Below are 14122 nucleotides of genomic sequence, written 5' to 3' on the forward strand. Positions count from 1 at the left end.
GACAGGAGCCCCATCATGGAACAACTGGATCTCACCCCACAGGAACAGCGGAATCCCCCTGCCACCGAGACCGCCTCGGGAACCGGCGAAGGCGGCGGGAGTCACGCTCCGGAGGCGCCGGAGGCGAACGTGACGGAGATTATCCTGCCGGAGGAACAGATCGAGAACTTCCAGCTGCTGCTGCCGATGCTGACCCAGCTCAACCAGGAGGAACGCTGGCTGGCCTGGATCGACCCACCGGCAGGACTGGTTGGCAAGTGGCAGCAGCATCACGGCATCATCCAGCACCAGCTTCTGATCCTCCGCTCCTCGGCCCAGCACAGCGCCGAGACGCTGGCGGAAAAAGCGCTGTCAGCTGGTACCTGCCATGCTGTGGTGCTCTGGACCTCGGGACTGAGCCGCCACAGCTATGGCCGCCTGGAGAACGCCTCCGTACGCGGTCACAGCCATGGAGTCATACTGCGGCAGAGACAGACCCATTCTCAGTGAACGGTCTGGTTGTAGGCGGGGGGCATGGTGTCTTCTTCTTCCATCTCCATGTCACCGATGTCATCGGTGGTGGACCCCGCCGCCTCCAGGCCGGCGGTGATCATGGCCTTGGCCACGTTCAGGTCATTGTCCTGGAGCATCTCCTTGGCTTCATCTGAGAAACGGATCCGCACCAGGGGGGTACTTTCATCATCCGCCCGGCGCAGCGCGTACTCACCGGTGGGCAGTTGAATGATTTCCAGAAAGGATGTGGGCATAGACAACGCCTTTTACCATTGGTCATGACGTTCCACGAACGTCTCAAAATAATCCCTGAAGTCACTGATCAGTGATCGAAGGGCGTCGGGAGAACAGTCCGGCCCTGCCGCTGCAACGGCGATCAGCGCCTCGTCACGCGGTCGCGATGCACGCCTCCCGGGCTCCTGCTGACGCGTCAGCAGTACTTCCAGCCTCGACCACCAGCTGTTACCGTCCGCGGCAGCAGCTGACAACACCTGAACCTCACCGGGTTGGTCGCCAACCCTCGCGCGCAGGGTCGCCAGGGAATCGACATCACCCGCCTCATCACTGGCGCTTTCAGCCACCAGCTTCAGGAGGAGTGCTCTGGCCTCGGCAAGCAGAGCCACAGTGCCCTGAAGCAGTGCCTCGCCCGTTACCACTGTTTTCGGAGAACCAGAGTCCTCCGAGAGACGCACCAGCTGGCCCGCCAGGGTCAGTTTTTCCCGGATCAGTGAACACCTGTCGGCATCCGCCATCTGCGGTTCTCCCGCGCAGTCACGTAAGGCCATACTATCATGAACACGTCCTGCTGACTTCCCCGCCCCGATCCATGTGAAAAATCCAATGCACCTGCTACCTTTCTGGAATACGTTACTGGGACTGACCTGGTGCCTTTCTCCCCCAATTTTCCGGAGCATCGATGTCCACAGGCGTGATCATCTGCGACGACTCCTCCATGGCACGCAAACAGATGGCCCGGGCCCTGCCTGCGGACTGGGACACCACGCTGACCTTTGTGGAGGACGGCGATGCCTGCCTTGAGGCGATCCGTGACGGTAAGGGCTCTGTGGTCTTTCTCGATCTCAATATGCCGGGCTCCGACGGATACGTGGTGCTCGAGCATGTACATCGGGAAGAACTGCCCGCCCTTGTACTTGTCGTTTCCGGGGACATCCAACCCGAGGCTTACAGGCGGGTCCTACGGCTTGGTGCGCTCAATTTCATCCGTAAACCCATCGACCCTCAGGTTCTCGCGCAGACCCTGAAAGACTATGGACTTTACAGTCCCTCTGGGCATGGCACGGAGAATGTAACCGCACCGCCCACTCCAGGCTCGGATCCGGATGTGCCCTGGCAGGATGCGCTTCAGGAGATTGCCAATATTGCCATGGGTCAGGCAGGCGACCTTCTGGCACGGCTGCTGGATGTATTCATCAAACTTCCCGTGCCGCGCGTCAACATGCTGGCAGCCTCGGAGCTGCGAATGGCCCTGAACATCACGGATTCGACCTCCACCTGGTCAGGCGTGTGCCAGGGATTCAGTGGCGCCGGCATCACCGGGGAGGGCCTTTTACTGTTCAATAATGCCCGGCTGGAGACACTGTCCCACCTGCTCGGCTACCCGGAGGAGGACAATGCCAGCAACAACACCGAACCGCTCATGGACCTTTCCAGTATCATGGTAGGGGCGTTCCTGCGCGGCTTCGGGCAACAGATGGACAGACAGTTCGGACTGAGTCACCCGGTTGTTCTCGGTACGCATCTGGACATCAGCGATCTCCTGGACGGAAGCCAGTATGCGTGGCAGCAGATCCTGACCATCGAACTCACCTACACCATCGAATCCCACGACCTCGAGTGCGACCTGCTTCTGCTGTTCAGTGAGGAATCCGTAGCTCCGCTGCGCGAGGCTCTCGCGTGGCTTCCCGATCCCAGCACGGGGGGTTCAGCATGACGGAATCAAGAAATACTCTGCATGAATTCCACTGGATCATGGATATGCTCCAGACCATTGAGGTTGGGCTGGTGGTACTGGATCGCCAGCTCCGCATCCAGCTCTGGAATGGGTTCATGGAAAATCACAGCGGCTTCAGTGCCACCCGGGTCCAGGATTGCTCACTCTTAGAGATTTTTCCGGAAATCCATGAAGGCTGGATCTGGCGCAAGATGGAAACCGCGCTGACACTGAACATGCGCACCTTCACCACCTGGGAACAACGCCCCCACCCGTTCCCTTTCCGTAATGCACGACCGATTACGGGCACCGAGCCCTATATGTACCAGAACATCACCTTCAGCCCCCTAACCAGTGCCTCAGGGGAGGTGGACCATGTCTGCCTGGTGGTTTACGACGTCACGGACAGTGCGACTGCCAAACTCCGGATGGAGCGTTCCAACGCCCGCCTGCAGCAGCAGAGCCAGAGCGATGGCCTGACCGGGCTGCTCAATCGCTGTGCCTGGGAGTCACTCCTGGCCAGCGAATTTGAGCGATTCCGCCGCTACGGGAGCATCGGAACGCTGCTGATGCTCGACATTGATCACTTCAAGCCCATTAACGATACCTGGGGACACCAGGCCGGTGACGATGTTATCCGGGCGGTTTCAGGGATGATCTCGGAACGCCTCAGACAGACGGACATAGCGGGTCGCTACGGAGGCGAGGAATTCGCCGTGATACTGCCGGAAACGGATATCGGGGGCGGTGAGATACTGGGCGAACGGCTGCGGCAGTCGATCAGCACCATGGAAGTGACGACCGAGGCCGGCATTATTCAATGCACGATCAGCCTCGGCGTCGCCCAGGTGAGCAGCACGATGGGCGATCACCACCAGTGGCTGTCACTGGTCGATAAGGCGCTCTATGCGGCCAAGGACAATGGCCGCAATCAGATCGCCCTCGCTGAAACCCAGCACCCGGTCAGCCGCTGATGCCCACGTGCACAGTGCTCTGCGCCAGATCCAGCAGTTCCCGCAGGGCAACGGAGAACATAGCGTATTCCGGCGTGTTCTGACTGCGCAGCTCCCCCATGATGCCGTGCCAGCGCTCGATCAGACCGGCATGCTCACTGGCCCAGGTCTGGAGGGTGGTCTGTAGATCCGTACCCGGAGTACGTGACCGCAGTATCCCCGTCGTCAGCGCACGCTGCTGCCAGTTCAGGTCCTCGCGGAAACTTTCCCGGGCCAGCGCCTCCCAGTGGCTGCGGGGCACCAGCGCGGATATGGCGCTGGCGAACCAGTCCAGCTCCAGCTCGTCTCCCACCGCGAAGTAGAGATGCGCCACTTCCTTGAGGTCCAGACCGGTTTCCTCGCGGGCATCGATGATCCCCAGCCCGGAGAGAAGGTGGCCGGAGCCGGCGACAACCCCGGCAAGCGGCTCGGGAACGCCCTCACCCGTCAGCCGGTCGCGCTCCTGCTGCCAGAGATCCAGCGCCCGCTCACCAATGTAGGACGGCAGATCACCCGCCATGGCGTCCAGCCGGGTCTGGAAACGTTCAACCTGGGTCGGCATGTCGATTTCACTCCGCCGGTTGCGCAGAAGCCAGCGCGCACCGCGCCGCACAAGGCGCATCAGTTCACTCTGGAGCTCAATCTGGAGGTCGCTCGAGATGCTGTAGTCCAACGCCTCCACCTGCTGCCACCAGTAATCCAGGCGATAGATCCTCTTGGAGATAAGATAGGCCCTGGCAATGGATGGCAGTGCTGCGCCGGTGGACTGCTGAAGCCGTTCCACAAAGGTCATGCCCATATGATTGATCAGATCATTGGCCACCCGTGTGGCAATGATCTCGCGCCGCAGCTGGTGCTGCTCAAGCGCCTGGTCGAAACGTTCGACCAGCTGTGAGGGGAACATCTCCCGGATCATGGGCTTGACCCCGGGATCCTCCGGAAGATCGCTGGCGACCAGCACCTGCTTGAGGTCTGCCTTAACCATCGCGATCAGCACTGACAGTTCCGGGCGGGTCAGCCCCTGCCCGTTCAGCTGGCGCTCGTTCAGCGCCTCTTCGTCGGGCAGATTCTCGAGCCCACGGTCGAGCAGGCCCCGGTTCTCGTACCGGACCATCAGGCGCCGGTACTCCTCAAGCCTCTCAGCCCCTTCCGAGTTCGCGATGGAAATCGCCTGGGTCTGGCGGTAGTTGTTCTCCAGCACCAGGCGGGAGACATCCTCGGTCATGCTGGTGAGGAACTCATTGCGCTGCTTGAAGGTCAGATCCCCCTGGGCCACCTGCCGGTTGAGCAGGATCTTCATGTTGACCTCCCGGTCGGAGCAGTCCACCCCACCGGAGTTGTCAATGAAATCGGTGTTGCAGCGACCGCCATGGCGCGCAAACTCCACGCGACCGGCCTGGGACATGCCCAGGTTGCCGCCCTCGCCCACAACACGCGAGCCCAGTTCGGCCCCGTCCACTCGCAGTCCGTCGTTGGCCTTATCTCCCACATCGCCATGGGATTCGTGGCGGCTCTTGACGAAGGTGCCGATACCACCGAGCCAGAGCAGGTCATGCCGCATTCGCAGCAGGTGGGAAATCAGCATGTTTGGCGGCATGTGATCGGAACGGGTGCCGAGCAGCTCCTTGACCGGCTGGCTCAGCGGGACCGACTTGGAGGCCCGGCTGAACACGCCCCCGCCTTCGGAAATCACCCCGGTATCGTACTCCTCCCATGAGGAGCCCGGCAGCGCGAACAGGCGCTCGCGCTCACGGAAGCTCGCCTCGGGGTCCGGATCCGGGTCCAGGAAGATGTGCTGGTGATTGAAGGCCGCCACCAGACGGATCTTTCTGGACAGCAGCATGCCGTTACCGAACACGTCGCCGGCCATGTCACCGATCCCGACGACGCTGAACTCATCGGTATCGGTGTTCACGCCCAGCTCGCGGAAGTGGCGTTCCACGGACACCCAGGCCCCTTTGGCGGTGATCCCCATCTTCTTGTGGTCATACCCATAGCTGCCGCCGGAGGCGAAACCGTCCTCCATCCAGAAGCCGTATTCGTTGGAGATCTCGTTGGCCAGATCCGAGAAGGTCGCCGTCCCCTTATCCGGTGCCACCACCAGGTAGTAGTCGTCCTCATCGTGACGGATGACACCTTTGGGCGGGATCACTTCGCCATCAACAAAGTTGTCCGTCACATCCAGAAGCCCCCGGATGAAGCAGCTGTAGGCGGCACGCCCGGCGGCCTGCACCTCCTGACGGTCGGCGTCCCGGTGAATCTGTTTGGCGACGAAACCGCCCTTGGCCCCCACGGGCACAATCACCGCGTTCTTGACCTGCTGGGCCTTCACCAGCCCCAGGATCTCGGTGCGGTAATCCTCGAACCGGTCCGACCACCGCAGCCCCCCGCGTGCCACCTTGCCACCGCGCAGGTGAACCCCTTCCACCTGGGGCGAGTACACAAAAATCTCATAGACCGGCCGCGGGCGCGGCAGGTCGGCAAGCTGGGAAGGATCAAATTTCAGGCTGATGCAGTTGCTGTCCCCGTTGCTCCCCTCCTGGTAGAAATTGGTCCGGGTCGTGGCCTGCATCAGCTCAAGGAACAGCCGCAGAACCCGATCCTCGCTCAGGTTCGGTACCTCATCCAGGCCACTGCCGAACTCAATGGCGATCTTTTTCTGGGCCGCCTCGCACTGGCGCTCGCTCTGGTAACGCTCTGGGTTGAAGCGCACATCGAAGAACTGCAGAAGCAGTGATACCAGCTTGCCATGTCGTGCCAGGGTTCCGGCGATGAAGGTCTGGCTGTTGCTGATGCGGATCTGCTGCATATAGCGCGCATAGGCCCGCAGCAGCGAGATGGAACGCCAGTCCAGGTAGCCGGCCAGCAGCAGCTGGTTGAAGTGGTCGTTCTCCCCCTCGCCATGCCAGACACGGGTGAACAGCGATTCAAAGATGGGCCTGATGCGCTCAATGTCGATGGGCTCGCCGGAGCGTGAGCGCAGCGCGAAATCATGGATCCAGTGGGTATTGCCGCTGCGGTCCGTGATCTCGAACGGATGCTCGCCGATCACCCGGAAACCGATGTTCTCGAACACCGGAATCACGTCGGAAAGCGGCAGCTGCTGATGCGGATGGAACAGCTTGAAGTGCAGCGTGTTGGCGCTCTCCTCCGGATCCCGGTAGAAGCTCATGGCCATCCGGCCGGTTTCATGGATCCGGTCCAGGTATTCCACGTCAATCGCGGCACGCCGTGCCGAGAACATGTCCCGGTAGCCCGCCGGAAAGGCATTCTCATAGCAGGCGGAGAGCCGGGTCCCGATCTCTTCACCGTGGTGCTCGATCAGAGCCTCCTGCAGGGTGTCCTGCCAGGAGCGCGCCAGTTCCACCAGTTTCTGCTGCAGTTCCTCCACCGGCAGAACCCGGTTCTCCTGGGGCTGAACCCGTACTGTGAACTGGGTGCGCGCCAGCACGGATTCCGAGAAATAGGTGGTGAAATCAATGCCCTCGGCATCCAGCGCCCGCACGATGGCATTCTGCATGCTCACCCGCAGCTGGGTTGAATACAGTTCGCGCGGCACGAATGCCAGACAGGTTACGAACTGGCCATAGACGTCCTCGCGCATGAACAACCGGATCTTGCGCCGTTCCTGGATATAGAGGATGGCCTTGGCCACATCCACCAGCTCGTCCCCCCCGATCTGGAAAAGCTGGTCCCGGGGGTAGACCGTCAGGATCTGATCCAGTTCCTTGCCCGCGTAGTCCTCACGCGGGAACCCTGACTGGCTCAGCACGTATTCGATCTTGCGCCGCAGCAGAGGAATCTCATCCGGGCGCTCATGGTAAACCCGTGAGGTGTAGAGACCGAGGAAGCGACGCTCGCCCACGACACGCCCTTTCTCATCCAGTTTCTTGATGGCGATGTAGTCCGGATACGCCGGCCTGTGGATGCGTGAGCGCTGGGCGGACTTGCCGAAAATGAACAGACTGCTGCTGTCGGTCATGGCCTCGCGCGTCTGGCGCGGCATGTCCTTCATGCGGATGCTGCTCGGCCGCTCATTGTAGGTTCGCAGAATCCCCAGTTCGGAATCCGGCACCTGCCGGATCTCCGTGCGCCGGTTCTCACGCACGAAGTCGTACTCGTCATAGCCCAGGAAGGTGAAACGGTCATCCACCAGCCATTCCAGAAAGGCCCTGGCCTCGCTGACCTCCTCCGACGACAGCGTCTTCGGCGGGTCCGCCAGCTCATCCAGTATGGCCGTTGCCTTGTCGCGCATACGGGGGAAGTCCGACACCGCAATCCGGACCTCTCCAAGTACCTGCTCCACGTCGGCACGCAGGGCACTCAGGGCGGCGCTGTCCGAGTGGCGATCCACTTCCATCACGATCAGGGCTTCCTCGCCCGGCTCGAGCGGCTTCTTCACGGCCTCGTTAAGCCGCACCAGATCGCCTTTTTCATCACGCTCGGGATTGAGGATGGTGTAATGGATGGTATGGATATTCAATTCCCGGGCATTGACCTCCATGCGCATGGAGTCGATCAGGAAGGGGATGTTCGGATGCAACACGAACATCACCGTATGGCTGGACTCCCAGCCATCCTTCTCCAGATCCGGATTGAACACCCAGACCCGCGACTCCTGGCCCGGACCCTGCTGGACAAACTCCCAGGCTGAGAGCACAGCTCCGTAGGCATCAAGGAAGCGCTGCTGGACCAACTCAGCGAAGGGCATGTGTTCGAAATAGCGCTGGGCGAAGTCGCTGATGCGATCCGCCTGGTCTGCCGGAAGACGCTCTCTCAGCGCCCCATCGAGCTTCTGCTGGAACTCCGCCATGGTGGAGAAGGTTTCCTCATTCATGATGGCATCCTGTGGCCGTCGGTCTGCGTTCCCTCAGCATAGACAAAACCACGCCCTATGGCCCATGGATTTGCGGTAACTCCTTATGGATGGCCGCATTCAATTACGATTTGGAAATAACCCGGCTGATCCGGAACTGTGTCCCGTTCCGTGGCTTGAGCCTTGCCGCCGGGTGCGCGAGGATGTGACACGGATTGCCCACCCGGACCAGGAGCAACTGCGCTGTCATGCGGATCTGTCGGATTACCCTGTGCACTTTTGCCCTGCTGGCGATGCTGACCGGCTGGAGCAGTATCGCCGTGGCGGACCTCACCGCCTCGGCCAATCCCAAACGCCTCTATGCCAATGAACTGATCACCCTCACCCTCGACACCGAAACCGAACTCGACTTCAGTCTGGGCTCACTGCTCAACCCCGCGGAGATGGATATCCCCCATCCCAACACAGCCCCACTGGAGCACGATTTCCGGATTCTGGACCGCCACCAGCGCATGGCCATCCAATCCAAGAACGGCGTCAACCGGGGGCAGGTCACCTGGACCTTTCTCCTGGCTCCCCGAAGAGCGGGCGAGCTGACCATTCCCGCACTGCAGTTCCAGGACATGCAGAGCCGCTCCATTGACGTCACCGTCATGCCCGGCGTGGCGCCCGCGGAACGCGCCGAACCCGAAGCCCGGCTGGACGTCAACCTGAGTGAGGGGGAAGTCTATGTGCAGCAGCAGATCATCCTGACCCAGCGCGTCTACTATGAGCCACCCCTGGCGCAGGCGAATCTATCCTCACCCACGATTCCTGATGCCATGGTCAAACCACTGGGTGAGCAGCGCGAATACAGGGCCGAAAGGGACGGGCGTGAATGGCAGGTGGTGGAGCGGCGCTTTGTGATCGTCCCTCAGTCCGCCGGCACCCTGATTCTTCCCGAACAGCGCTTTGAGGCACGCAAGCAGACCGAAGGCGGCGATCTGGTACCCGTAATCGCCACCGCGCCGTCCCAGCGCATCAAGGTAAATCCGCCACCGGAATCCTTCAGCGGCGAAATCTGGCTGCCCGCGCGCAACCTGGAACTCACTCAGAAGTGGTCGGATTCCCCGGATTCGGTGCACGCCGGCGACAGCATACGCCGTGACATCCATATACGTGCTGTGGGTGTGGCTCCCGAGTCTCTGCCCCGACTCACCATCGGTTATCCGGACAGCCTGAGGGAGTACCCCAGCCCCTGGAAATCAGAGTCACGCTTGACCGGAGACAGCATCGAGGGGCGGCTGCGCAAGCGTTCCAGCCTGGTCCCCATTGAACCAGGCCGGATTACCCTGCCGGAAGTCCGCATTCCCTGGTGGGACGTGGAAGAGAATGAGCAGCGTGAGGCTGTGCTACAGGCCCATGAAATGAAGGTTGAGCCCGCGGCCGGCGCCGAAGCCAACGAAAGCGCCGAGAAGGACGTCAGGGAGGCACTCTCCAGGATCAACCTCTCCCGCCCCGGCAGTACCGCCCTGCCTCCGCTGTGGTTCTGGCTGGCTGTGGTGCTCGCCTCCGGGTGGCTGATCACGGGCATCGCGTGGTGGCGCAACCGCCACACCAGGGACGACACGCTGGCGCTGAGCACTGAGGAGAAAGCCAACCGGGAGCGTTTCCGTGCTCTGTGTGAGCATGCCCGCAGGGGCGAGGCGGACACCCTGACCCTGCTGCCCCACTGGGCGGCGGTACATTTCAATCGCCCGTCTCTGCGTACTGTGGGCGATGTCACCGCCTACCTGAATGACCCCCAGCTCACCCGGGAACTTCAGGCGCTGGAGCGCCATCTGTTTGCCAATCCGGATGAACGTGAGGCCTGGGAGGGGGATGAACTGGTGGGCGTACTGAGGCGGCTCGCCGGCCGCCCCCGCAACGGTTCCTAGCTGCCCGATTCGCCGCTCTGATTGCGGTCCTCCTGACGGAGGTCCTCGGGCACCGGCTCTCCAAGCTCTGAATACGCTGCTGCCACCCCCCGCCGGATGCTGTCGGCCTGCGGGTGATCCGGGGCGATCTCCAGAATGCGCTCCCAGTAGTCCAGCGCCTCGCGGTAGTCGCCACTGCGGAACGCCTCAACGCCCAGAAGGCCCAGGCTGTTGACCTCATCCGGGTTACCCTCGCGGGCACGGCTGATGGCATTATCAACTTCAGCGGTCACCTCCCCCTGGTTGGCCATGAACAGGGCCTGAGCCCGCAGCCCAAGGGCTGCTGCCGGGTTCCCGTCTCCGGCACGCTCAATGGCGCGCGCCAGTTCGCCATAGGCTTCGGCAGCCTGCCGGAAGCGCTCGAGCTGCATGTAGCTGCGCCCCAGCATGGCCCACCCCTGTGGATTATCCGGGTCCGCCTCCAGCCGTGCCTGAAGGCGCTGCACCATGGCATCCACATCGGACGCATCCATACCGCCCTGCATCATCTGCTGACGTTCGCGGAACTGCGCCACCTGGTCACTGGCGCCCAGCGAATCATAGAGCAGGAAGGCCCCCACCGGCAGCGCCAGCACCAGCACCAGCGTCGTGATCACGACACCAGCGCGCCCCCGGGAGCTGCCGTCACTTTCTGTGCCCTCCACCTCGACATCGCGCAGAAGACGCATCTCCAGTTCATCCTTGAGGGACTCGAACCCCGATTCATCCAGGGCTCCCTCATCCCGCTCGCGTTCCAGCTCGGCAAGACGGGCTCGGTAGGTGGCAAGGTTCTGCTCGCGATACTGCACCATGGGCCTGGAGCGGCGGGCGAACAGCATCGGATAGATGACAAAGACCAGCGCCAGGATGATCAGAAGGAGGACGGCAAGCCAGAAATTCAGGGGCATAAAAGCTCACTCGGGTTGGGATTCATTCATCACGCAGCCACTGCTCCGCGCGGCGACGCTCTTCGTCGGACAGCGGGGTTGAATCAAGCTGTCGGCGTGCGCGATTCCGCGCCACCAGAGCAAGCACCACGCCGACACCGATCACCAGCGCCACAAAGGGGCCGATCCAGAGTGCCCAGGTGCGGGGGGCGAACTCCGGCCGATAGCTCACGAAACTGCCGAAACGATCCACCATGGCCTGGCGGATCTCCTCATCCGTGGCACCCTCGCGCATCATCCGGCGAACGCGCTCGCGCATGTCCTCAGAGATGGGGGCTCCGGATTCGGCAATGGATTCATTCTGACACTTCGGGCACCTGAGCTCCCGCGTGAGTTCGCTGAAACGTTCACGCAGCTGCGGGTCCTCGAAACGCTCCTGGGCCGCAGCCGGCATGGCAAGCAGCATCACAGCCAGCAGCAACAGGACGGCTTCAACCGTCTTGACGGTAACGTTCATAGAGCGGCTCAAAATCGGACTCCCAGACGTCTTGATCCACCACGCCCACATGACGGTGGCGGACGATGCCCTCGGCATCGATCAGATAGGTTTCCGGTGCGCCATAGACACCGAGGTCAAATCCCAGGCTGCCTTCCGGGTCATAGATCACCTGGGTGTAAGGGTCGCCACGCTCGGCCAGCCATTCCACAGCCTTATCCCGCTCATCCTTGTAGTTGAGCCCCACAATGGGCACCCCCTGCTCCGCAAGCCGGTTAAGGTGTGGATGCTCCACGCGGCAGGCCGCACACCAGGTCGCCCAGACGTTCAACAGCTGAACCTTGCCCTTCAGCATCTCCGGCCTGGCAGGTGATTCGGCTTCACGAAGCATGGGCAGTTCGAAAGACGGCACCTCACGGCCCACCAGCGCGGAATCCAGCTCACTGGGGTCCTCACCGAGGCCCCAATAGAGGACTACACCCAGCGTGACCGCTAGAACCAGCGGCAGGAAAAGCCAGATCCGGTTCATGACGCCGCTCCTTCAGCCACGGGCTGGCTGGCCCTGGGCTTTTCGGCCACGGTGACCGTCTGCCTCTGGCGCACGCGGTAACGCCGATCACTGACCGCAAAGGCACCACCGAGCGCCATGAAAAGGGCGCCGCCCCAGATCCAGCGCACCATGGGCTTGTACTGGATGCGCACGCTCCAGGCCGTCTGTCCCTCAACATTCTCACCCAGAGCCACAAACAGGTCCTTGAGAACCCCGGCGCTGATGCCGGCATTGGTCATGACGCTGTCCCGGACCGGATAGTGGCGTTTCTCCGGGTAAACGGTGGTCACTTTCTCACCCTCCCGGTAGATGTCAAAGGTTGCCCGCTGTGCCGTGAAGTTGGGCCCCTGGCGTTCCCCCAGATCCGCGAAATGCCATTCATAGCCGGCAACCTCGAGTCGGTCGCCCGGGGCCATCCGCCGGTCCTGCTCCACCCCGTGGATGGAGACCATGGTGGCGCCGGCGATCGACATGGCCAGGCCCACGTGCCCCAGAACCATGCCGTTGTAGCTGCGCGAAAGCCGGCGCAGGCCATGCCAGCGACCCTGGCGGCTGGCTGTCTTGTCCCAGACGTCCCTGAGCGTGGTGAAGGCAACCCATGCCGCCACCATCAGACCGATGACGCTGAGGACACTGAGTTCCCCCACCATCAGCAGTGGCGTGACCACCGCAACGATGACACTGAGCACGGCCGGCACCAGCAGCTTGCGCAGCACCAGGTCCACGGGCGTGCGCTTCCAGCGTGTCAGCACCCCGAAGCCCAGAATGACCCCGGTCATCAGGGCAATGGGCACGAACGTGATGTTGAAGTAGGGTTCCCCCACGGACAGGGTTCCGCCTCCCATGTAATCGAGGATCAGCGGGAAAATGGTTCCCAGGAGAACCACAAAGGTCGCTACCACCAGGAAGACATTGTTCAGCAGCAGCAGGGCTTCCCGGGAGAACAGGGTGAACCCGGTACGGCCCTGCACCGCCGGCGCCCGGATCGCGTAGAGGGCCAGAGAGCCAACCACGGTGACCGCCAGCATCATCAGTATGAAGAAGCCCCGTTCCGGATCGGTGGCGAACGCATGCACCGAGGTCAGCACCCCGGAGCGCACCAGGAAGGTCCCCAGTATGCTCAGCGCGAACGTCATGATGGCCAGCAGCACCGTCCAGCTCTTGAAGACACCACGCTTCTCGGTCACCGCCAGTGAATGGATCAGAGCCGTGCCCACAAGCCAGGGCATGAACGAGGCATTCTCGACCGGGTCCCAGAACCACCAGCCGCCCCAACCAAGCTCGTAATAGGCCCACCAGCTGCCCAGGGCGATACCAAGGGTGAGAAAGGCCCACGCCACCGTGGTCCAGGGGCGCGACCAGCGGGCCCAGACGGCATCCAGGCGGCCACCCAGCAGCGAGGCGATGGCGAAAGCAAACACCACTGAGAAGCCCACATAGCCCATGTAGAGCATCGGCGGATGAACGATCAGACCGAAATCCTGCAGCAGCGGGTTCAGGTCGGCCCCATCCCGGGGAATATTCGGCAGCATGCGCTCAAAGGGATTGGAGGTGATCAGCGTAAACAGCATGAAGCCAACTCCGATCAGCCCCATGATGGACAGCACCCGGGCCCGCATCTCGTCCGGGAGGTTGCGGCTGAACAGGGCCACCGCCAGCGTCCAGGCCCCCAGGATCAGCACCCAGAGCAGCATCGAGCCCTCGTGACCGCCCCAGACTGCACTGAACTTATAGTACCAGGGCAGCATACTGTTGCTGTTGTTGGCCACATAGCCCACGGAGAAGTCATCGACCATGAAGGACCAGGTAAGGCAGGCGTAGCTGAGCACGAGCATCACAAACATGCCCGCCACCAGCGGCCGGTCAAAGGCCATCAGGCCCGGATGGCGGATCGTCGCCCCTGTCATGGGCACCACCACCAGCGCCACCGCCATAAGCAACGCCAGGATCAGTGCGAAATTGCCGAGTTCAGGAACCATTATTTCTCCTGCGTCAGAGTCACTG

General features: G+C 62.1%; 11 protein-coding genes. 4 read left to right on the top strand and 7 right to left on the bottom strand.

Annotated features, from left to right (window positions below):
- Positions 1-15: 15 nt before the first annotated feature.
- A complete protein-coding gene (locus GLW01_RS09365) occupies positions 16-489 on the top strand; it encodes a cell division inhibitor SulA (protein WP_160898874.1) in 474 nt (157 codons plus the stop codon).
- Here the strand turns inward: GLW01_RS09365 and GLW01_RS09370 are convergent.
- Together GLW01_RS09370 and GLW01_RS09375 are read right to left on the bottom strand one after the other, a co-directional pair.
- Entirely contained in the window at positions 483-746 is a 264-nt protein-coding gene (locus GLW01_RS09370; protein WP_095617092.1) for a hypothetical protein, read from the bottom strand. The genes GLW01_RS09365 and GLW01_RS09370 overlap by 7 nt on opposite strands.
- A gap of 12 nt (positions 747-758) precedes the next feature.
- Positions 759-1244: a DUF6586 family protein gene (locus GLW01_RS09375; RefSeq protein WP_151439331.1), complete on the bottom strand. Its 486-nt coding sequence runs from the start codon at positions 1242-1244 to the stop codon at positions 759-761.
- 164 nt (positions 1245-1408) lie between these two features.
- Here GLW01_RS09375 and GLW01_RS09380 point away from each other — a divergent pair, with 164 nt between their 5' ends.
- Together GLW01_RS09380 and GLW01_RS09385 are read left to right on the top strand one after the other, a co-directional pair.
- On the top strand, positions 1409-2443 hold the full coding sequence (locus tag GLW01_RS09380) for a response regulator (protein WP_160898875.1): 1035 nt from the start codon (positions 1409-1411) through the stop codon (positions 2441-2443).
- A complete protein-coding gene (locus tag GLW01_RS09385) occupies positions 2440-3417 on the top strand; it encodes a sensor domain-containing diguanylate cyclase (RefSeq protein WP_160898876.1) in 978 nt (325 codons plus the stop codon). Before GLW01_RS09380 ends, GLW01_RS09385 begins: the two co-directional genes overlap by 4 nt.
- Here the strand turns inward: GLW01_RS09385 and GLW01_RS09390 are convergent.
- A complete protein-coding gene (locus GLW01_RS09390; protein ID WP_160898877.1) occupies positions 3407-8272 on the bottom strand; it encodes an NAD-glutamate dehydrogenase in 4866 nt (1621 codons plus the stop codon). The genes GLW01_RS09385 and GLW01_RS09390 overlap by 11 nt on opposite strands.
- A 227-nt stretch (positions 8273-8499) precedes the next feature.
- On the opposite strand from GLW01_RS09390, the gene GLW01_RS09395 reads away from it, so the two are divergent.
- Complete coding sequence (locus GLW01_RS09395) at positions 8500-10167, top strand: BatD family protein (RefSeq protein WP_160898878.1); 1668 nt, start codon at positions 8500-8502, stop codon at positions 10165-10167.
- On the opposite strand, the gene ccmI is transcribed toward GLW01_RS09395, so the two are convergent.
- The 4 genes from ccmI to GLW01_RS09415 are packed head-to-tail and all read right to left on the bottom strand — an operon-like array spanning position 10164 to position 14097.
- Positions 10164-11093 (bottom strand): c-type cytochrome biogenesis protein CcmI, encoded by a 930-nt coding sequence (ccmI, locus tag GLW01_RS09400; RefSeq protein ID WP_160898879.1) that lies wholly within the window; start codon positions 11091-11093, stop codon positions 10164-10166. The genes GLW01_RS09395 and ccmI overlap by 4 nt on opposite strands.
- A 22-nt stretch (positions 11094-11115) precedes the next feature.
- Positions 11116-11589: a cytochrome c-type biogenesis protein gene (locus GLW01_RS09405; RefSeq protein ID WP_151439325.1), complete on the bottom strand. Its 474-nt coding sequence runs from the start codon at positions 11587-11589 to the stop codon at positions 11116-11118.
- A complete protein-coding gene (locus GLW01_RS09410; protein WP_151439324.1) occupies positions 11564-12097 on the bottom strand; it encodes a DsbE family thiol:disulfide interchange protein in 534 nt (177 codons plus the stop codon). The genes GLW01_RS09405 and GLW01_RS09410 overlap by 26 nt, the downstream gene beginning before the upstream one ends.
- Entirely contained in the window at positions 12094-14097 is a 2004-nt protein-coding gene (locus GLW01_RS09415) for a heme lyase CcmF/NrfE family subunit (protein ID WP_160898880.1), read from the bottom strand. Before GLW01_RS09415 ends, GLW01_RS09410 begins: the two co-directional genes overlap by 4 nt.
- Between the last annotated feature and the right edge of the window lie 25 nt (positions 14098-14122).

Source organism: Vreelandella halophila, from assembly GCF_009856365.1.
GTDB lineage: Bacteria > Pseudomonadota > Gammaproteobacteria > Pseudomonadales > Oleiphilaceae > Halospina > Halospina utahensis_B.